The organism is Patescibacteria group bacterium, from assembly GCA_041659905.1.
GTDB lineage: Bacteria > Patescibacteriota > Kazan-3B-28 > Kazan-3B-28 > UBA10110 > UBA10110.
This window is the reverse complement of sequence record JBAZXK010000002.1, coordinates 190,359-211,358: the sequence shown is the minus strand read 5'-3', so window position 1 is coordinate 211,358 and position 21,000 is coordinate 190,359. Positions and strand designations below refer to the sequence as shown.

General features: G+C 44.4%; 17 protein-coding genes and 1 tRNA gene. 6 read left to right on the top strand and 12 right to left on the bottom strand.

What is annotated here, in order from left to right; all coding sequences use genetic code 11:
* Positions 1-183: 183 nt before the first annotated feature.
* Genes WC805_02955 through tsaB form a run of 3 tightly spaced genes read left to right on the top strand, consistent with a single transcriptional unit; the run spans position 184 to position 3,287 of the window.
* Positions 184-2,478 (top strand): lamin tail domain-containing protein, encoded by a 2,295-nt coding sequence (locus WC805_02955; protein ID MFA5967443.1) that lies wholly within the window; start codon positions 184-186, stop codon positions 2,476-2,478.
* Positions 2,450-2,878, top strand: coding sequence for a tRNA (adenosine(37)-N6)-threonylcarbamoyltransferase complex ATPase subunit type 1 TsaE (gene tsaE, locus WC805_02950; GenBank protein MFA5967442.1), 429 nt, complete (start codon positions 2,450-2,452; stop codon positions 2,876-2,878). The genes WC805_02955 and tsaE overlap by 29 nt, the downstream gene beginning before the upstream one ends.
* Positions 2,868-3,287, top strand: coding sequence for a tRNA (adenosine(37)-N6)-threonylcarbamoyltransferase complex dimerization subunit type 1 TsaB (gene tsaB, locus WC805_02945; GenBank protein ID MFA5967441.1), 420 nt, complete (start codon positions 2,868-2,870; stop codon positions 3,285-3,287). The genes tsaE and tsaB overlap by 11 nt, the downstream gene beginning before the upstream one ends.
* On the opposite strand, the gene WC805_02940 is transcribed toward tsaB, so the two are convergent.
* The 5 genes from WC805_02940 to ruvB all read right to left on the bottom strand — a co-directional run bounded on the left by WC805_02940 (position 3,284) and on the right by ruvB (position 11,853).
* Complete coding sequence (locus WC805_02940) at positions 3,284-3,595, bottom strand: hypothetical protein (GenBank protein MFA5967440.1); 312 nt, start codon at positions 3,593-3,595, stop codon at positions 3,284-3,286. The genes tsaB and WC805_02940 overlap by 4 nt on opposite strands.
* Positions 3,596-3,625: 30 nt before the next feature.
* The gene (locus tag WC805_02935) at positions 3,626-9,430 is read right to left on the bottom strand and encodes a hypothetical protein (GenBank protein MFA5967439.1); all 5,805 of its coding nucleotides are present in this window, start codon (positions 9,428-9,430) and stop codon (positions 3,626-3,628) included.
* Between the two features lie 155 nt (positions 9,431-9,585).
* A complete protein-coding gene (locus WC805_02930; GenBank protein ID MFA5967438.1) occupies positions 9,586-10,581 on the bottom strand; it encodes a PH domain-containing protein in 996 nt (331 codons plus the stop codon).
* The gene (locus tag WC805_02925) at positions 10,578-10,796 is read right to left on the bottom strand and encodes a hypothetical protein (protein ID MFA5967437.1); all 219 of its coding nucleotides are present in this window, start codon (positions 10,794-10,796) and stop codon (positions 10,578-10,580) included. The genes WC805_02930 and WC805_02925 overlap by 4 nt, the downstream gene beginning before the upstream one ends.
* Before the next feature lies 1 nt (position 10,797).
* Positions 10,798-11,853 (bottom strand): Holliday junction branch migration DNA helicase RuvB, encoded by a 1,056-nt coding sequence (gene ruvB / locus WC805_02920; GenBank protein MFA5967436.1) that lies wholly within the window; start codon positions 11,851-11,853, stop codon positions 10,798-10,800.
* Between the two features lie 77 nt (positions 11,854-11,930).
* On the opposite strand from ruvB, the gene WC805_02915 reads away from it, so the two are divergent.
* Positions 11,931-12,563, top strand: coding sequence for an isochorismatase family cysteine hydrolase (locus WC805_02915; GenBank protein MFA5967435.1), 633 nt, complete (start codon positions 11,931-11,933; stop codon positions 12,561-12,563).
* A 329-nt stretch (positions 12,564-12,892) separates the two neighbouring features.
* Here WC805_02915 and uppP read toward each other — a convergent pair whose 3' ends face one another.
* The 3 genes from uppP to WC805_02900 all read right to left on the bottom strand — a co-directional run bounded on the left by uppP (position 12,893) and on the right by WC805_02900 (position 16,869).
* The gene (gene uppP / locus WC805_02910; protein MFA5967434.1) at positions 12,893-13,720 is read right to left on the bottom strand and encodes an undecaprenyl-diphosphatase UppP; all 828 of its coding nucleotides are present in this window, start codon (positions 13,718-13,720) and stop codon (positions 12,893-12,895) included.
* A gap of 4 nt (positions 13,721-13,724) precedes the next feature.
* On the bottom strand, positions 13,725-15,932 hold the full coding sequence (locus tag WC805_02905) for a S8 family serine peptidase (GenBank protein ID MFA5967433.1): 2,208 nt from the start codon (positions 15,930-15,932) through the stop codon (positions 13,725-13,727).
* A 310-nt stretch (positions 15,933-16,242) separates the two neighbouring features.
* Positions 16,243-16,869: a 3'-5' exonuclease gene (locus WC805_02900; GenBank protein MFA5967432.1), complete on the bottom strand. Its 627-nt coding sequence runs from the start codon at positions 16,867-16,869 to the stop codon at positions 16,243-16,245.
* A gap of 112 nt (positions 16,870-16,981) precedes the next feature.
* On the opposite strand from WC805_02900, the gene WC805_02895 reads away from it, so the two are divergent.
* A tRNA-Lys gene (locus WC805_02895) sits at positions 16,982-17,055 on the top strand.
* 82 nt (positions 17,056-17,137) lie between these two features.
* On the opposite strand, the gene WC805_02890 is transcribed toward WC805_02895, so the two are convergent.
* Positions 17,138-18,043: a hypothetical protein gene (locus tag WC805_02890; protein ID MFA5967431.1), complete on the bottom strand. Its 906-nt coding sequence runs from the start codon at positions 18,041-18,043 to the stop codon at positions 17,138-17,140.
* 107 nt (positions 18,044-18,150) lie between these two features.
* Between WC805_02890 and WC805_02885 the strand changes: the two genes are divergently transcribed.
* Positions 18,151-18,684 carry a PRC-barrel domain-containing protein gene (locus tag WC805_02885; GenBank protein ID MFA5967430.1) on the top strand — a complete coding sequence of 178 codons (534 nt, stop codon included), beginning with the start codon at positions 18,151-18,153 and terminating at the stop codon, positions 18,682-18,684.
* On the opposite strand, the gene WC805_02880 is transcribed toward WC805_02885, so the two are convergent.
* The 3 genes from WC805_02880 to WC805_02870 are packed head-to-tail and all read right to left on the bottom strand — an operon-like array spanning position 18,681 to position 20,999.
* Positions 18,681-19,376: a hypothetical protein gene (locus WC805_02880; GenBank protein MFA5967429.1), complete on the bottom strand. Its 696-nt coding sequence runs from the start codon at positions 19,374-19,376 to the stop codon at positions 18,681-18,683. The genes WC805_02885 and WC805_02880 overlap by 4 nt on opposite strands.
* 4 nt (positions 19,377-19,380) lie before the next feature.
* The gene (locus WC805_02875; protein MFA5967428.1) at positions 19,381-20,163 is read right to left on the bottom strand and encodes a TatD family hydrolase; all 783 of its coding nucleotides are present in this window, start codon (positions 20,161-20,163) and stop codon (positions 19,381-19,383) included.
* Positions 20,160-20,999, bottom strand: a complete 840-nt coding sequence (locus tag WC805_02870; GenBank protein ID MFA5967427.1) for an EamA family transporter — start codon at positions 20,997-20,999, stop codon at positions 20,160-20,162. Before WC805_02870 ends, WC805_02875 begins: the two co-directional genes overlap by 4 nt.
* Between the last annotated feature and the right edge of the window lies 1 nt (position 21,000).

Below are 21,000 nucleotides of genomic sequence, written 5' to 3'. Positions count from 1 at the left end.
GTTGATATGCCATATCAGCCTTACCAGTTAAATTCTCTCCCAGAGCGCAGTTTGGGGTTGATAACCCATGTTAACACCCCTTCACATCTGCCTTATCAACCCTACCAAAAAATTACTTAAAGATCGTTAAACAAACTACCCGGTTGTATACTAAAACTAAACATATAAACAAGCGGGGGAAGGATGAAAAAAATTGGGGGAATTGTTGTTAGTATTTGTTTATTGCTAGCTATTTTTCAGCCTATGGTCAGTATAGCCGAAGAAGAAATTCCGCCCATCGTGATCAACGAAGTGGCGTGGGCCGGCAGTACCGTGAGCATTGCTGATGAGTGGATTGAACTCAAAAACACCACTGATGAAGAAATCGATTTGATTGATTGGGAAATCAGACGACTTGATGCTAATGGCCAACAAAAAGTTGCAATGGTTACTATCAACATCGGTCAAAATCATCTTATTCCCGCTTCGGGATATTTTTTAATTGCCAATAACGGTAAGGATTACCAATTTGGGGGCGGTCCTTCAGTTTTGAATATCGATCCTGATTATATCGATACGGCTGTTTCGATATTGGATAATCCATTCAAGCTTTTTCTGTATGACCAGTCCGATCAGATTATCGATACTGCCGGAGACGGGCAAAGCAGTGGTGTTAATTTTTGCGGGATTAAGGGAGTAACTATGGAACGCAACATAGCGTATGGTCCTGGTGGTGAAAAAACAAATTGGCATGAAGCAACTGCGGCCATCAATCTAGATACAGATCGACCTGACTTGGGCACCCCTCTGGCTGAAAACTCTCTACCAGCACCAGCCACCCCGGTAATCAGCAAAATTATTCCTGATCAAGCCGAAACTGAAACTATTTGGGAAATTGAAGAAATTATTGGAGAAAATTTTATTACCACTGGGGTTACTCAAATTAAATTAGAAAAGGATGATTTATCTATCTGGGCTACTAATGTAAACGTACTTACTTCTACTACAATTGATACAGCAAAATTCAATCTCTCTTCCGCTGAAGCAGGGGAATGGGACGTGATTGTTATCAACCCGGATGGGCAAACAGCCATTTTATCCAATGCTGTCACTATTACTGAACCGGAAGAGGAACCAGAAATTCCAATCTATTCCGATAAGATCACTCTCAGCGAGCTCTATCCTCACCCCCCGTCTGGAAACGAAGAGTTTATTGAGCTATATAATTCCGGGGACAATTCGGCTAACCTAAAGGGTTGGAAATTAGATGATCAGTCGCCGGGTGGATCGGCTGTTTACACCATCTCTAGCGACCTTATTATCAGTCCGCATCAATATTTAACTTTTCCTAAGTCTCAAACTCATCTCGCTTTAAACGATACTGGCGATCAGGCTAGATTATTACAACCCAACGACGTAATAGTAGAAGTTACGCCTAATTATGGCACCGCTACCGAAGGAAATTCCTACTCTAAAATCAATGGCAATTGGCAATGGACTCAGCGCGTGACTCCTAATGCAGCTAATCTGTACGAGAGCACGGACGAAGACGAGGAAGATGTTATTTTAGATAACACTAATAATGATCCCACTAGCCTGCAACCCAACGAAGTAGTGATTAAATTAAAAGCCAACAGCATTACGGCCACCTCTGCTATGTTAACCTGGGAAATCAATTTGCCGGGAGCCATCGGGGACATCGAAATCTATCAATCAGAAAAATCAGGGCAACTAGGACTTCAAATAGGACAAACGACATCATCTGCAACTACCTATCCCGTGAAAAATTTAGTCTCAAAAACTAAATATTTTTTCACTGTCGTAGGCAGTTATAATGCTGACGATGTTAAATCTAACCAGATCGAGCTGACTGTGGCTAGCCCGGGGAGAACCAGCAATAGTGGAACTTCTGGTCTTTTGAAACAAATCATTATTACCGAGATTTTACCTAATCCCAATGCCGGAGACAACGAATTTATTGAGCTTTATAATCCCGGGGACCAAACAGTTGATATTACCGGTTGGCAACTACTGGACGCTAGCGGAAAAGTTTATATTATTAACGCTTTGGATTCGGTCGAAATAGCTGCAACAGAAGAAGTTGATGAACCGACTGCTGTTGTGTTAGAACCTCAACAATATCTTTTATTAGCCTATTCCACCACTCATATCCGCCTGAACAATTCGGGCGGAGAAGAATTGCAATTACTGGACAGTCAAGATAATTTGATCGATGAACTTGATTACGATGGTTCGGTCAAACAGGGCTATGCCTATGTATTGGCTCCGAATGAACGCTGGTTTTGGTCGAATGAAACTACACCCGGAGCAGTCAACGATATCAGCTTTGCTTCCGGGAACGAAACTGACAACTTTAATTTAGTCGATACTGGAGAATTATGGCGCTGGGGGACATTTTTCTGGATGAGCGGGTTGCTTTCTGCCATAATGTGGACTTATAGAAAAAGATATGGCTATCCAAATTTACATCACCAATAGTGCCGCGGAAACTCAGAAACTGGGAGAAGCTTTAGGTAAAAAAATAATTCATCCTGGCATTATTGCTTTCGAATCTACTTTAGGAGGCGGCAAGACTACTTTTATCCAAGGATTAGCTAAAGGATTGGGGATTAAGGGGAAAATTGTCAGTCCGACTTTTGTGCTGGAAAAAATTTATAATATTCCCAAAAAGAAGTTTCTCCTCTATCACTATGATGTTTACCGACTAGGCGCCGATCCACTGCTCACAGCAGAAATTTTAGAAAACGCTAAAACCAATATCGTAGCGATCGAGTGGGCAGAAAAGATTAAGCCATATCTGCCGAAGGATACTATTTGGATAAAAATCACTGGCATCAAAGATAATCAGCGTAAATTCCAAATCAAAAATGCTGAATAAAACCTATATTTTAGCAATTGATACTACCGAAGCTGCTACCGGCATTGGTTTGGCAGGGGAGAGAGTGACTAAAATCAAGACATGGGTATCGGAGCGCAACCAATCGCAAGAACTGCTGCCTAATATCGATAAGCTTCTACAAACCAATAAAATTAAACCCGAGCAACTCAAATGGGTAGCGGTGAATCTGGGTCCCGGCTCTTTTACGGGGCTGCGGGTAGGAGTGAGTATTGCCAACGCCTTCGGTTACGGTTTAGGCATCCCGGTGATTGGCAAGGCTCATTTGATTGGCACCGCCCAAGACCGGATTGAACAGTTACTCAAACTGACCACTAAAATAAAAAAATTCCGGCAGGTTTTGCCGGTATATGGAAGTCAGCCTCATATTACGCGCCCTAAGCCGCGCTAGTTCTGAGTAATAAATATCGGTTTATTGTCGTGGCCGAGATCGTAAGTAAACCTGAGCAGATAATCATCGGGGTTTTTCATATAGTCCGGGTAGCGTGAAATATTCCGGGAATCTTGAATAATATCCTGGGCAACGTAATCGCCGGCGACGGCAGCAGAAATGGGGGAAGCGCTAGAAAAATGTGACGACTCTGTGCCATTAATACGGCTATGGAATAAGATAATTCCTAGCAACAGCAACATTCCCGCCATTACAAAACTTGCGGGACTAAACCAGAGATAAGTTATGCGAGACAATGTATTTTTCATTTTTGTTTTTGTTTAAATGGGAACTACTTTTTATGGCAACGGGGCACCTGCCCCCCAGTTGGCTAAGGTATAAGTGAAATCCAATAAGTTAACACTTTGGTTAAAATCTAAGTCAGGCAAGTCTAGATAGCTACCGTAGAAACGATCGTAAACGGCCTTGCTGTCGACAGAGCCAATAGTATTATCATGATAGCCCGGCTTAATTTGCGTGCCTCCGGAAGCGATGGCAATATCGCCCACTTTCAGACCGTGGGTTATGATGGTACTGAAATTAATACTGATTACACCGCTAACAGCGTCGCTTGTCTTAACGGTGGTCTTAGCTGCCGCCAGATGATTTTTGCCCTTTACCCAAACGGTGTAACTATCATTAGTTCCGTTATACAAATAGAATCTAATTCCCTCTAAGTCGGTTAATAAATCTGGATTGGTGGCAGTGCGAGTATTTTTCTTGTACTCATCATCCATGTTCTTCTCGGCTCCATTGTGTTTTATCACCGTCCAAACTTGATTATCATAATCTCTCGCCTGGAAAGGCACAGTCAACGCGAAGAAGCGCCGAGAGAGGAGAGTGGGATCTTCAAATAATACATTCACTTGCTTTTGGAGGCCATTGCCAAAAGTAGCGGTGATAGTGCTGGTATGCACCGGCATCATCGACATTACTTCGAAGATAGCCCGACCATCAGTGTCGGTCGGCTGGGGATTAAGATGAGTGGTAAGGATTGTATCCTCCGAATGATTAGTACTCAAGGTTACCACTATACCGCTTAATGGCTGACTCAAACCATTGCGCACCGTGACTGTTACCAGTGAAGCATCCAAGGGATCGCCCGAGGCTGGCACCGGGGATGTGGCCGAGATCCAAGATTTAGTTACATCAATGTCATTAGGATTCATGCCAGTTCTGATAATTTTGACAGTCCCCAGTAAAGTTTGGGCAGTATCTACCACTGATACTTGGATATTAGTCTCCGCAGTAGCATCTTCGGGACCATCGGTTTGATAAACGCAGGTTTGCGATCCATCGGCTTTAGTAGTGGTGCCGTCCGGAGTCAAAGAGCCACCCGCTGTGCCTTTGTCAAAAGTAATAGGATCGCCGTCTAATGGTGTTATATCTCCGGTTAACTCAACAAACCCGGCGGTGGCAGTGATAGTAGATGTGGCCGATCCATCACGAGCGATACTAGAGGGAACAGCTACTACATCTAAGAAATAACCGCTTTCGGTAGTCACTTTAAAGTCATGGTTAAAGGGCATCTCAGCCACTTGGTTCCCTGTGGTCACCTTCACGTTCCAATTGCCCACTTTAGCATTAGCCGCAATATCCCAACGGACAGTCAGATGTGTAAAACTGTTAGTGGAACTAGCTACAATCGGCGTAGTCACCGGATCGCCCCCGTTCACTGGCGTAAAGGTCACGACCGAATTAGAGCCGGGGATATTCCATTCAAAGCCTGTATTAACAGCATCAATCTCGATATCGTAACCATGACCGCGCAGACCCTCGGCGGGGTCGAGTGTTAGAATTGTCGGAGCAGTAGGACCCGCCGGTTCTACCAAGAACGTGGTAGTTTCTTCTGCAGGTGTAGTCAAACCAAGATCAGTTGAAACCAAGAAAGTCCAGATTCCTACCGGAGCAGCTGAACCCACAGTCACACCAGTGGTGCCCCCAAAAGTAAGTGACAGTCTTGAGGCATCCTCTGTTTGCACATCTAGACCAGTGGAGTCGTAGGTAATAGTTTGATTAGCCGAGGCATCCACCAACTTTCTAATAGCAACCCGATCAGAGGCTAGCTCTGTCTCATAAGTAGCAGTGGCAAAAATGTGCACGGTACCACCGCCAGTGCCAGTCCGCGTATATTGGATCACTACCTTGCCGTCATCATCTGTATCAGTAACCTGGCCATTAGCGGGAGTGAAATATCCGCTGGTGCCATCGTCTTTAGTAAATGTAAATGTTTGTCCAAGATAGGCAGTACCGTGGATATTCTTTAGTTGAGCTGTGACTTCGATAGCTTCATTGACGGCCACAGAATGCTTAGAGGCATCGATGGCAATACTGACAAGGGAGTTCTCCGATTTTGCCATAGGCAGCCAGAGTTCACCTAACTTATTGCCGCTAGCATTATTTAGTCTAACTTCTATTTTTAGAATACCGGGCGTTTCACTTGTAATGTAAGGAAATTCGGCATAGCTTGACGTCACATTCACAGTAATATTGTCAGGATAGCCAGCAGTGTAGAAAGAACCACCTCCCTCTGTAATCTTAAGATACAATTGAGCATTGGCTAAACTGGGGTCTACCATCGCCCTAAAATTAGTTACCGATTTGTCTGCATATAGCATCAGTTTTTCTATGTCGTCCCAGCCGCTGTTACCTTGTTGATACTGGAAACTGATTCCTTCTGAAGGAAGGAACATAACTGTCGTCTTTGATGCATCCCACTGGACAAGATCACCCACAGCTACCATCGGTGTCGGATCTTTGATTATTTGCCCTTGTTTAGCCGATTCCGGGAACAAAGAGATAATCTGACCTTGATTGGTAAATAAAACATTCGCCGTCTTATAACCGATCCAATTCGGTAATTCTGAAAGATCGTCCGGCACGGCAACCGGCGGGGCATAATAACCCTGCAGATCCGCCCGGCCAATCAGGGGAGAGCTCACCTTATAAATAGCTATTCCCTGATCGTTGGCATTTTTGGTGGGCGGAACAATGTTGTCATGAATAATAAGGTGGCCCTCTTGATCAGTGTCTAAATTCCGGTTAGACTCAACTTTTGTGTTCAACGATGGGACCGGATTGTCATAAGTATCAATCAGGGTAACGGTGACAGTGGATTCGGCGACTCCATCGGCTTTAACCGGACTCGTGGCTGTAACAGTGCTCTTTAAACTTGGCACACCATGATAGGTAAAGATCAGCTCATTTTTGTGAGGCAAAGTATTTAAAGCTCCATCAGCCAAGACGCTAAAAGCTGTTTCATTAGTATCTAGGATGTAGGCCAACGCCTCGATCGGACTCGGGGTGATGCCATCCGTATCGAAAGTATCGTGACTGGAAGAAATATAAAATTGAACCTGCCCCGCTGTCGTGTCTGGGTTCCCATCTTCGCCACCATTTGCGCCACCCATATCCACCAACACGAATTGGTTATCCCATTCGGGAGAAAGCAGGCCGCCAGTGGATGAAGTCGGTTGGCCTTTAATACGGATCCAGTCGGGGGTAGAAGTCGGATCGCCCTTAATATTCTTTTTAATCGCTGGTTTCGGACTCCGACTTAGACCGCTGGCATATTCGGTATACAGGCTCACCGCCAATCCTCCGGGCACTTGATCCAGCCCAGCGGAAGTGGCCGGATTCCCATAATAATCCATTAAATTAACTGTCACTAAAGCATAATCATGTCGATCAGCCAGAATTTCGAGAGTGGTTTCACTGGTACCAGGCCAATTATAATACCCAGCAGGATTGCCAGGAGCCGGTTCCACCTCAATAAATGATTTCGACCAATCTACTACCCCAGCTCCGCCATACTGAATCGGACCCAACGCTTCAACCTGGGAAGTATTATTTGGCAAACCGTCGCCATCGCCGACAGTGGAGCCGTTAGCTTTATAAATATAAATTGTTTCGCCGCCACCGATGGTCGCTGTTCTGACATCCAATGTCGCCGGATAAGCTCTAGCATATTGGATGTTTTGCATCGGCCACCAAGTGCCTGTGCCAGTATCGCCATCGCCGCCGGAGTCAAGATAGCCAAACCCGGACGTGTTCACAGTCCGTTCATAGGCCGGCACATGGTCATTAAAGAAAGGTTGTTCTGGATCAACTATCAACTCGGTTTGACCACCGAACACAATAGCCCCCGTTCCGCCGCCTACCGCCGTGGCCCCATAAACACCGATTATGTCATTACCAATGTTAGGCAAAGGGGCTCGCGTCTCCCAACTACTACCAGCAAATTTTTCCACCCGGTAAGTTTCCCAAACCGACAGACCATAATTAACAGACGGCCAACTCGCAGCTGTCGCCCGGACGCCCAGTGGCAAGCCCCAGTTATTATCTGCGTCGCTATCGGGTGTTAAATTGTTTTCTAACCCACCGATAGCCAAGAACTCAGTAGTAGTCTCAGTAGGATGCAGTTCCGCCCAAGCAAAGAAAGCTCTACCTGAACCCTGCAGCGGTGAACCGGATTGAAAAGCATAATCAGATGGGAGTGGTGATGTATTGCTAACTGTATTAGTGCCTTTCCAAACTTCCGCCACATTGTCCCATTGATAGGTAATATTCCCCAGATATTTATAATAATCATCCCGCAGAAAACCAAGTATCGTTCTGTCGAAGTTATCTCCTTTTGAAAACGGATGCGTATCATCATCGATCACCCAGAAAGAATAAATATTGATAAAGAACATATTGCCGACGGGTGGGCGATAAATTTTTTCAATGGGTGCGGCCCAGCTGGCTCCACCCACGACATATAATGTGTTGTTGTTTATGAAAACCTTATGGCCATAGCGACCTTGGGGAGCCGGGTATAGGGTGAAGACACTAAAGCCTCCTAACGGCGATGTCGACACATCATCCAACCACATTCTCAAATGGGCAATATGCATAACTTTACCTAATTCCCAGATTTCGGATAGTTCACCAGTGTAATCATTGCCGGAAGTGGTAATGGGCACGCCAGATTTCTTTCCTAACTCTCCCTTGAAATCAATTGCCAAAGTCACCGGATTGATAATATAGTGTTCGCTCACGGTAGTGACAAATTCTCCACTAATGAGCCCCCTAGTTAAGGTATCGGATAAGTTTTGTGCATGACCGCCGACTTGTTGAATGTGAACTCCATCATCAGCCATCACCATTCCCGTGCCACCCATACCACCGATGCCTATACTCAACCCACCTGGATCAACCTCTGGCCCGCCACTCCCAGTATCTATATCAGCTCCAATACCTGAATCTGGCAAGGCTACCGGCAAATCGCCGATAACAGGGAGGTCTTCGTATTTATCATCCCATTTCCATAAATCTACCGGATTAGTATCGTTATCGGTCAAGAGCAGGGGATCTTTAATTTCATACGGATCTTGGCCTCCGGTTGACCAACTGTATCCCGCACTGAAAGGATTGCCATAAACACCCCCAATAATATGCAAACGACCATTGAATTGGATCACTTCCGGATAGAAATTAACTCCGGTGAGTAATGCGATGGGCTGCCAACCCAGATTAATATTAGTCAAATCTAACTGTTCGATGGTGGAGAAGAGCAAAGGAGAGTAATTAACAAAATCCAACGGATTAGGAATATGAATATCGCCGGAGATAACATACAAATATCTTTTGTCCGTACTTTGCACCACACCAAATTCGGCATGCCCGGCATACATTTGCCCCCAAGTGCCATTGGTATCGTTCTTTTCCCAAACCGAACCGGCATCGATAGCGCCGGTAGTTTGATTTAAGGGAATCCGTTCTACTGATTTAATTAAACTCAAGCGCTTATTCCCATCCACCGTCTTGGTTTCAATCCCACCGATCAAATACAAGTAACGATTTCCCGCAGGGTCAGTCACATCTATCAGTTTGGCATTGCTTCTGCCAAAATTGCTAGCCGGCACATCGGCCCAAGCGAGATTCCCAAAAGGATTCGGTTCTCCAGCCGCGCTGCCGCGGAGCCAACGAAACAAATTAACGATATCCTGATTAAAGAAAACCACTGTGACCAGCACGGCTACGCTTACCAAGAACAGCGTCACCTGACGCGGAGTAACTCGGCGATACTGCCACAGATTAGTTAAGCGTTCCCCAATAGACATCAAGTTTTGTTTTTATGTTTTAATTCTATCAAGAATAAGCTACTTTGATTATATCTATTATTTTTTATTATACTATACTTATTTGATTTTGTCAAGACTAATCTCCCTCTGATAGCCAGATGGACAGAAATCCATTAGTTAAATTATTTCCCCAATTAATTAGGATAATATTCGTTAATGGTTTGTTTAATTTTGTCTTCATCGGCGATGACAAACATAATTGGCTCTCCGCACGCATCTTTTACTTCCTGCACTAACGCACTGGACAAATTATCTACCGCAATCATCAGGATATTATTCGGCGTACGATAGAGCGGCAATAAGTTATATTTATGTATTGTTTCTTTAGTCAGGCAACTGGTTACGCTAGGATCGATCTCCACATAGGCTAAATCGATCTCCGGAATGCGATGTTGAGCGCTCAGAGCGTTGAGTAAATCCTGCTTCTGAATCAGGCCACGATTGATCAAAATTTTGCCTAAGCGCAAATTAGATTTCTTCTGTTCTTCCAAGGCCATCGCCAAATCGATAGGGGTAATCAGGCCCTTTTGGATTAGCAGTTCGCCCAACAGAATGGGCGTCGGGGAATAAACAAATTCGTTATGAGAATAGAGTTTGCTAGTAGCTCGCTGGACCAGTTCACTAATCTCTTCCACAGCTTTCTTAGGATGAGGAATGGATATCAGTTTGAAGAAAGCTTGTTTGGAAGCAGTTTGAATAGTAACATCTCCACAACCAAACAGCGTGGCCAAAATGCCCGAAATATTAAACTTAATGTCTTGGACTTGCCGCAGCGGCATTTCTGAACGATTGTGTTGGAAAAAAGATACTAATTGCGAATCAATCAGCTTGTCTTCGTTCACCACCCAAATATCAAAAAACCAAAAAATCCATTGCATCATAAAATAACTCAGCAACACAAACACAGCCAAACCGGTGATCAATACAAAATAAGGCCAGTAGCTGAGAATATCTGGATTAGTCATACCTGCCGCCAACGCCCACCACAAAGTAGCCAACAAAGCGATCCCACCCAGAGTAACTAAAGCTGGCATCAATAAATTGATCGGGTGGCGGCGATAAAATAATTCTCGGTGTTCTTCGTCAGACCGAGGAAAAGACGATAAATTATTATCCGTTGTGGTCATCATGGCAAAATGACTGCTCCAAGACCAGCCAAAACAAATGATAATAATAAAATGGAACCGCTAATAATAATATAAAACCACATTGCCGCTATCACCTGGGGGACTTGTCCGTCATAAAGTTCTGATTTATATCTGATTACATGATAAACAATCAAACCGCCATAGCCTAAAGCAGCCAGGAACAAAATCATATAAATAACAGCTGGGATAAAATTCATATTAGTCAAACATTTTAACTGGCTTGGATGGGGGTTGCGCCGGTTGTGTTAGCCCGAGATGCTGATAAGCCTGGGTTGTCGCTACCCGGCCCTGGGCAGTGCGGTTGAGAAAACCGGATTGCAATAAATACGGTTCGTAAACTTCTTCCAAAGTTTGTCGTTCTTCCGCAATGGCGGCAGCGATGGCGGCAATCCCAGCCGGTCCGCCGTTAAACCGCTTGATCAGACAATCTAAGATCTTGCGGTCAATAAAATCCAACCCATCAGCGTCAATGGTCATGAGTTCTAAAGCTTCCGTAATGATCTGCGGAGTAATTTCCCCGCCATTTTTGGCTTCGGCAAAATCGCGCACGCGCTTTAAGATGCGGTTAGCCGTGCGCGGAGTCCGCCGAGCCGCATGGGCAATAATTTTGGCATTGGCGGGGGATAATTCAACATGTAAAATTTTGGCTGACCGGGCTAAAATGGCTTCAATATCTTCTTCTTGGTAAAAATCTAAGCGGTGAGTGGAACCGAACCGATCCCGGAGAGGGGAGGACAGCGCCCCGGCTCTGGTCGTGGCGCCGATCAAAGTAAATTTGGCGATATCGATCCGGAGCGACCTCGCCGCCGGGCCTTTGCCGATAATAATATCAATGGCGTAATCTTCCATCGCACTATATAACACTTCCTCCACTTGCCGGCCCAAGCGGTGAATTTCATCGATAAACAAAATGTCGCCGTCGTTTAGGTTGGTGACAATAGAAGCCAGATCACCCGGCCGGGCAATGGCCGAACCGGAAGTGGCCCGTAAGCTTCCGCCCATCTCGGCGGCAATAATGTACGCCAAGGTAGTTTTACCCAAGCCTGGCGGGCCGAACAATAAAATGTGGTCTAAAGGTTCTTTCCGCTGTTTGGCGGCTTGAATAGCAATGGCTAAGCTTTGCTTGATCTTATCCTGCCCGACATATTCAGTAAAACTCTTCGGTCGCAAAGTTTGATCAAATTCGACCTCATCTTTCTGGAGCCGGGCATCCGCCACCCTAATCCCATCTGTCTCTTTAGTTCCTACGTTCATATTCGAATTATCTCATATCTCAAATCATTAGAAACGACCAGAGCAGATAGCTATCCTGACTATGCAATAATATGTGTATGAAGATATATCCAAAAATGAACAAGTCCAACACAGCACTTCTTGTAATTGATGTGGTTAATAGCTGTGCCCACGAGAAATGTGAGAGCCCAGCAATTAACATCCACTTTTCCAAGATCAGGGAAATGATCCCAAAACTATCTGGCTTTATAGATAGCTACAGAAAAGAAGAGGGAAGCTGTGTTATTTTTGCAAATATCACTCCTTGGGATAAAGAACACCTACCCGAGAATATCCAAGAACTATATACCGACCCAAATGTGGTGTATTACTCTGATAATAAGAGTGGTTTCCCAGAAGAGTTTTATCAAGTGAAGCCAGAAAAAGATGACTTGGTGATTACTAAAAATACTTACGATGCTTTTACTGGCACTGGCTTGGCAAAGACACTTAGGAATAGGGGAATCCAGTATCTTGTTGTTACGGGCATTTTTACTGAAGGGTGTGTTCTATCTACTATCTGTAATGGTTTCTCGGCTGGCTTTAACTTTGTTATCTTGAAAGACTTGATTGAGACAGCAGATAGTGCAGAACGCCAAGAGATCTCGAGATTATTAAAGAATAGGGTTTTCCCGTTTCTTTATGGCCAGACAATAACATCGGAAGAATTCTCAAATAGCTGGGTCAAATAAAGTAATTCTCCATTTTTCTAATGCGGCCATTAGAGTTTGGACGTCATTCCCCTAAGCCATTGGAGGAGAGGCGTGATTTAATTAGATAAATCTTTAAGGGTGGAGCCATGTGTGAGGCCGATAGCATATCGGCCGAGTTTGGCTCTTAAACACCTGAAGATTTATCAATTAAATAGCCTTGACGACTTGGCCGTCATTTCGGTGCTACCACTTTGGACGAGCAAAGTGGTAGCGAAAGAATAGTTTTATTGATTTTACAAATCAAGGAGATGGATTATACTCCCACCTCCCCCAACCCCTCCTCCGGCAGGAGGGAATTAAGAAAGGTTTTACTTCAAAAAAGAATAGACTATCAATCCGGTGCCGACAATCAACAAATAAATAGCAAATCCTTTGAGAGAATGTTTCTGATAAAACTGCAACAACCAGCGGATCGCTAGCAACCCGGAAGTAAACGAAAAAATAAAAGCCACCGCCAGAAAACTAATATCATAGCTTGGACTGGATTGATGTAAACTTTGATATAAACCATAGCCTCCCGCCGCGGCAATGATAGGCGCTGCCAATAAAAAGGATAGGCGCGCAGCGGTAGCACGAGTTAACCCAGCGTACATACCGCCGAGCAAAGTCATGCCGGAACGCGAAATTCCCGGCAAGATAGCTAAAGCTTGGGTCAGACCAATACTTAAAGCATCCCAATAATTAAGGATCTTACTGGCTTTAGCCAGTTTCATTTTTGACTCGAATAATAAATAGCCTAATCCTGTCACTACTAACAAAATTGCCACTGATAATAATGAGCGCCAGTGGTCTTCTATCCAATGATTTCCCCAGTAACCCACTAAAAGCCCGGGAAGAGTCGCTATAATAATCAGCCGCAATAGGCGACGATCGATCGGCAATCCGGTTTTTGATTCTTTCTTAGTTTTAGCTAGCAGCAACATCTGCCACCAATCTCTCCAAAAATAAACTAGGATGGCTAATAAGGTAGCTAAATGGAGGATGGCATCAAAAAAATTGCCCGGATCATTAATCCGCAAAAATTCGCGAGCGATAATTAAATGCCCGGATGAACTAATGGGTAAAAATTCGGTGACGCCCTGAATTAATCCCAGAATGACCGCTTGGCCAAAATGCCATAATGTACCAGTATCCATAATTTTATCGCACAGTTACTGTCCACCCAAACGCCGGACCAAACCAAGTGATATATTCAGCTACTAAACGAAAATTCTCTGGGTACACGCCGGGCTGATTCGGAGCCCGCACCAGAAAGGCCAAGGAAACCCGATCTCCTGGATCCAGAGCAAACCCCATATCGGTAGTCCGATTACTGCTCAACCAATTACTAGCTAAACTGCTGGCTCGATCATAAGGATTTACTGTTCCGACTTGGACTACTCCGTATTGTGACACTCCGCCGGGAGCCACCCACTTGGCAGTGCCGGTATTTTTAATTTCTATTTGGAGCAAACCTGACTGGCCAGGATCTAATACTAAATTAGCTGATTTATAGAGAATATCGGCAGCATAATGAGCTACCACTGGATCTACCCCGCCATTGGCCACTGTAATTTCCCAATAAATCTTTAGATCAGGCAACCAAGCAGTATATTCGGCTACCGGATTAAAATATTCTTTATAAATGCCGGGCTGAGTGGGGGCTTGGACCGTAAAAGTAAATTGACCAGTTTCTCCAGGACTAACTAAAGGCTGTTGCAAAATCGCTGCTCGATTAGACGACACCCAACTATCCGAATAAAATTTACTGGATCGATCTGCAGGATGCGCTGTGCCCAAACGTAATTGTCCGGCCGGGATACTGCCTTGCCCTGACCAAGGAATATTCCCGGTATTGCGCAATGCTAATGAAAGGGTAACCCGTTCTCCTGGTGTCATCACACTAACTGTATTTTGAGATACGAGTGTCGCATTATACTGGGCTGGGCCTCCCACCGGATCAAAAGTGAGCGTTAAGTCTCCTAAACTGACCCCGGCAGTCACATCGGAAAAAATAATGAATTTTTTACCAGCGATACCGGAAGTGAGTTCCATGCGAACCGTGCCAGACATATCCGTATTGCCCAAAAACACATCACGCTTATCAACGAACTCACCGTTAAAAGTTATTGGCCCATTAATATAAGCTCTGACTTGATGATTCATGAGCGGGAAATCATTATTGGTGACTTGCACCGTAATTATCACCCGGTCATTACTATCCGCCACTGCCCGAGCACTAGAAGCAACTATCCTGCCTACAATATGATCAGAGATTTGCGTAGAGCCTAGGGCACTAGCAGCATTAACTAGTCCGGTGCCATATTCTAAGGTGTTATTGTAACCAGTGGCGGAAGATTTAATAATGTTTTCGATTTGGGTAGGGGATAAGGAAGAATTGCGTGCCAACATCAATGATACTATCCCAGTGACATGGGCAGCTGCGAACGAAGTACCCGAACCATAGGCATAAGCATTTGTGCCAATGTAGTTAGCCATTAAAATATTCAGGCCCGGAGCTACTACATCCAAATTAGTTCCCCAATTAGAAAAAGAGGCGCGCTGTCCCGAACTGTCTACCGCTCCCACCGCAATCACATTGCTATAGGCAGCTGGGTAAAGTAATTGGTTTTGACTATTGTTTCCGGCGGCTGCCACAATTACTACGCCGTGATTGATTGCATAATCAACGGCTTCGTTGAGCTCGGTGCTGTCAAAATAAGTACCGAAGCTCATATTAATCACTTGGGCGCCATTATCGGCAGCGTAGCGCAAAGCTCTGGCCACATTATGATATTCGCCTCCTCCGGCGCTATTTAACGCTTTTAATGTCATCAGCCGACAACCCCAATTGATGCCGGCCATGCCTAAATTATTATTAGTATTAGCTGCAACAATGCTCGCTACTCCCGTCCCGTGTCCATTTTGATCGATAATATCAGGAGTATCATTCATAAAATTATAGCCTTGGTAATCGTCGATATAGCCATTATTGTCGTCGTCGCGACCATTACCAGGGATTTCATCGGTATTTACCCAGAGTCGATTAACTAATTCTTCATGATCCGGGTTGGTGCCTGTATCAATAACCGCTACGATCTGGCCGCTATTGCCAGTGGTTACATCCCAAGCAGACAAAATTTTAGCTTGATTTAGATTGGTTTGCTCGGCTAACCTGGGATCGTTGGCTGATTTGGCAATCTGTAATGGGAAAGTATCGGGACGACCGCCAGCAGATCCTGCAATCTGTAGAGAATATGGCGGCGCATAGGACAACCCAAATAAAGCCACTAGGATAATAATTACCCCGGCCCAACTTATTTTGCTAAATCTAGTAATCCGAAAATTTATCTTGGTATTGATGGCCATATTATTGATTTTACCGTATCAGAAATGATTATCCAAACAAAAACTGCGGGGCTCCTGCTGCAAGAGCAAGAGCCCGCGGTCGGCTCAACTAACGCCGAGAAGTCGTCGTATTCTAGGGTTTCCCCTAAAACGCGCTAGTTACAATATAACAAATGTTACCAAAAGAAAAAAGGCAGGAAACGACAGAGTCCTAAAAAACTCTATCTTCCTGCCCTACCTAACTCTAAAATAGAGCTAGGTGATTATCCCAATCAATTATAATTATACTATAACCGTCATTTGTTCAACGGCTCATGAATGAACCGTTGAGTTAGACACGTATCGCCTTCTCTTCACCAATATGGATACCGCATTCCCGCAACCGCTGATAGCATCTCTGCACTGCTACTGCCTGTCTCCAGGCATCAAACAATGCATGGTGTTCATTTTCAGGAGGAACCGCCGGATAAAATTCTTCCTTGTTAAAATCCGGGGTTACAGCGAAAAGAGTTCTGGTATCACGGAAGTTGCCATGTGGGATAGGTAGGTTATGGCCCAAGCCGCAAACGAAAAAGGCCGTCCGCAGAATGGCAATATCAAAATCGGACCCATGAGACCAGAGATATTGCCCATCATTGCGCTTTATCAAGCCGCGAAGATTACATAAAGCCGAACGAGGATCCCTACCCTCTTTTTGCGACCGAACGAACTCCTGTTTAACTAGTTCATTCTGATTCATCCACCAATAAATAGTATCGGCATCCATTTCTAGGCCGCTATTTATAGCTTCCTCTAGATTGATCAGCTCATAGAGAACGGGGATGTAGTAATAACCATCAGATGCGGTCTTAGGATATTCTACCGGTGGACCAAGAGGATCAAATACAACAGCCCCTAGTGAAAAAAATGCTACCTTTCCTATTTTCGCTACCGTTTCCAGATCGACCATAATATGCATCAGTTTTCCTCTCTTTTTGTCAAAATGACAATGCCTATCGACCAGGCAAGAATAATTTATTATAACAGATAGGCTGGCTGATAATGTTTTTGATATGATAGCCTATATAGAGGGGCCCATAGCTCAATGGTAGAGCAACAGCCTTTTAAGCTGGGGACGCAGGTTCGATCCCTGCTGGGCCCACCAAAAACTGTCATACACTGAAAGTGAATGGCGGTTTTTGGTTGAGCTTTAAGAAGGATCGAACCTGGGAAAGGGGTAAGGGAAATTATTGCAGAGAATTTGCCAAAGGTAATCCCAGGATTTCGCGGAGATCGAATTCTTGCACATTCGCAGGGCGCTCAATCGCCACAATCGAGCTGAACTTATTTAGATTTATCTTGATAGTGAAATCAGCCCGCTGGCCAGCACTATCATCATACCAACCTTTGATATTGGCCCTCATCAGGCGATAATCGCGCTTATTGATCCAGAATTCATAGTCGTAATCGCTTAACATCGCCGTCCATTTTTCTAGATCGACACTTTCAGTTGGATTAGTAATATTTGACCAATTCAGCAATACTGCCCGCAATACTTCGTTATCAACTGCCACTTGCCAATGATAAGTTCTGGCTCCATTGGCAGTATCATCGGGGAATTTTTGCACCACATTGAATAATTTGCTTTGAGCCAACAATGCCCTGATTTGCTGCATTTGTTCGAAAGAGAGAGGTTGACTGGACCCAAGCCATTCTCGATTCTGTCCGCCGGATTTAATTTGGTACCATTTATTATCCGCTGACAGCGAAAAAGGCAAACCTAACGGTACAGCGATGCGCGTAATGCGAAAATAGTTACAATCCGGGAAACTCCTGAGCTCCGCTCCTATTTCCGTATTGCCTTCACTGCCTTTGCCGCCGATAATTAAATTCAACAAATATCTTAGATTGTTTATATCCGCCAGGTTAACTGCGCCATTTCCGGTAATCCGCAAATCTTGGAGACCTTGCAGCAGGGGAAGGGTGGAATTGCCCACTAAATTAAATTCGCCCGAAAATTCGAGCTGTTCCAATTTGCTCATAGTTTGAGTCATTTTCCCCAAAACTATCGGCGGTTCTTCTGTTTTTACTCCACAGCCGCCTAAAATTAGCAAGCTCAGCAGTGCCCCCCATAACCATTTTTGATGTTTCATGCTTCAAGTAAGCTTAAAAGCTATGCTTGATTGTAGGCTACTTAAGAAGTTTTGACAAGCCAGGTTAGCGTATAATTATGGTGGAAAATAGTTTTATTACCCAATCTATGTTGAAGCCAATTACCGAAATAATGAATGCGCGACTGGTTGACTTAGATAAAAGTCAAACTTTGGGCACTGTAACAAATTGGGCGATCGACCCTGATAAAAAACAAATTAGTGCTCTTATGATCAAGCCAGTTGGACTACTGACTCGCCTGCGCGCAGTCGCTACTGCCGACATCGTGGAATACGGCCCTAAAATGGTAGTTATCAAAAATTCAGACGCCCTGGTGGCCCCCCACGAAATTGTGTTATTACCTGCGCTATTGCGGCATCATCAGCATGTTATCGGCAGTCCAGTCATCACAGCCTCAGGAAAAAAATTAGGGAACGTAGACGATGTATTGTTCGAAACCACAGATTCATTTATCCAAAAGATATATGTTCAGCCCGGCATTTTAGGCATATTAAACCGGCCAGACCTAATTATCCCGGCCGATAAAATCATCACGATCGCATCTCAAAAAATTGTGGTGACTGACGACAGTGGGAATTGGCAAACTGTTTCCCAGGCAGTAACGGCTCCGACGGCTAATTAAACTTTTTGAATCACTCCCATTTCTTGCATATCCCGTCTGGCTTCCTGATAATTGGGCAAATTTTGGATTTTGCTGAATTCTTTTTTTAGGAGCGATGGCTGAAGTTTATGTACCAGCTTGCCGTATTTAATTAACGCTTTTAAAGTCGTGGCGGCATATTTCAAACCCAGACTATACTTAAACCGAATCGCCCGTAGAACTCTTAGAGGATCTTCTTTGATACGCGTTTCCGCATCCCCAATAAACCGCAGGGTTTTATTCTCTAAATCTTTAATACCGTCTACCGGATCGATAAAATGATTGTTTTTAGGATTCCAATAGATCGCATTGATCGTAAAATCCCGGCGTAACGCATCTAATTTGGTGTCCTTATGAAATTTTATTTCGATGGGAGTACGCCGGATATGGTTAAATTGCGGATCATAGATATCTTCCCGAAAAGTGGTGATTTCGTAATCCCGACCTTGCCACAAAAAAGCCACCACCCCGAATTTGACATCCAGGCGGGCTGGCACAATCTGTTGCTGAGATAAAATCTTGCCCACCTCGCGCGGCAAAGCGGAAGTAGCAATATCGATATCTTGGCCGGCAGGCTTTTCTTGTAATACTGCGTTGCGTGATTGATTTCCCACCAGATAAGCCCGGTATCCCGCCTCTTGCAGCCACTCGACTGGAGCAAACAGATCTTCCATGGTTTTATTGTAGCTTAAATAAAGCTATGGCATTGGCTGTACTCCTGTTCACCACCTCTTCTACATCAATGCCTTTTAATTCCGCCACTCGCGCTGCCACTTCTTTAACCAACATCGGCTCATTGCGTTCTCCCCGATGAGCCAAGGGCGACAAATAAGGCGCATCAGTTTCTAATAGTAATCGGTCCAGCGGTGTATTGCGAACTGATTCTAATAGACTTTCATGATCGGGATAAGTAATCATGCCGTTAAACCCGATATAGAACCCACGCCGCAAAAATTCTTGTAAATAATTTGGACCGGCCGAAAAAGAATGGATTACTCCGGGAAGAGAGTCTTTTAGCTCTGGCAAATAAAACTCGTCTAGGATATTCAGTACATCGCGGTAGGCATCACGACAATGCAGTATCACTGGTTTATGGTGTTTGAGAGCCAGTTGGAGCTGTTCAATAAAAATTGTTTTCTGATTCTCTTGCGACGATAAATTGCGATAAAAATCTAGTCCGATTTCGCCCACTGCAACCACTTTGAGATGGCGTAATAGGGGAGTTAAGCTGGCGCTGATGCCGACCAGATTCTTCCTGGCGTCATGCGGGTGCACCCCCACGGCCGCATAAATTTCCTTATACCGGCTGGCGAGATTAACACTTTCGTTAGAGGTACGCAGATCAGTTCCCACATTAATTAAATAAATTAAACCTGCCTGCAAAGACCGCAAAACTGTTTTTTCCATATCGCGATGGAACTGGGGGAAATTAAGATGACAATGGGTATCGATATAATTCATCGCACTACGCTCAACCAAATAATTGCTCCAATAATCACCACGCTAGACACTATATTCTTCCATTGCAGTTTTTCGCGCAAATACAGGACTGACAGCAAATAAACCAATATGGGAGATAAGAGTAATACCGCCATGGTCATGCTAATTCCTATGCCATGATATGAAGTATAGATTAACACACTTGTAACCAGTGCACCCACGGCAATTAGAAGAAAGAAAGGAACTTGCTGAAGAGTAATTTTTTTGATCTTCCCTTTTTCTATCACCCACAGAAACAGAGCAGTGGTAATGCAACGCACTAAATAAAGGGCTAGAGGTGAGTAAACCATTAATAATTCCTTGATAATGACAGCCTCCAATCCATGCAATAGAGCAAAACCTAGGATGGCCAGAAGCGGCCGAGACAGTTTAAGATGCTGACGATCCAAATGCGACCACGCCAAAGCTAAGCCGGCCACGGCTGCCGCCAAATAAACGTGCCAAGACCGTTCCCCGGGGAAAAATAGGCTAGCGATCACAATGGCAATAAGGGGATTGAATAACAGAAAAGGTTCGATCTCAGAAACTTTTTCATATTTGAGCCCAAAATAAAAGAGCAGGTTATAATTAGCCGCTAAAAATACTAAGGCCAATAGCAGCCATAAATAATGCGGCTGGGTAGCTGTGGATTGGATAGTTACAAACCAAGGAGAAACTAACAAGCCAACACCCGCAATCCAGAAAAATAGCCACCAGGCAAACGATTTATAATCTAGATTTTTGAATTTAACAAAAATCCGCTTGGTAGAGATCAGGGTCAAGACATCAAAAATAACAGCCAAAAATGGGTAGAGCATA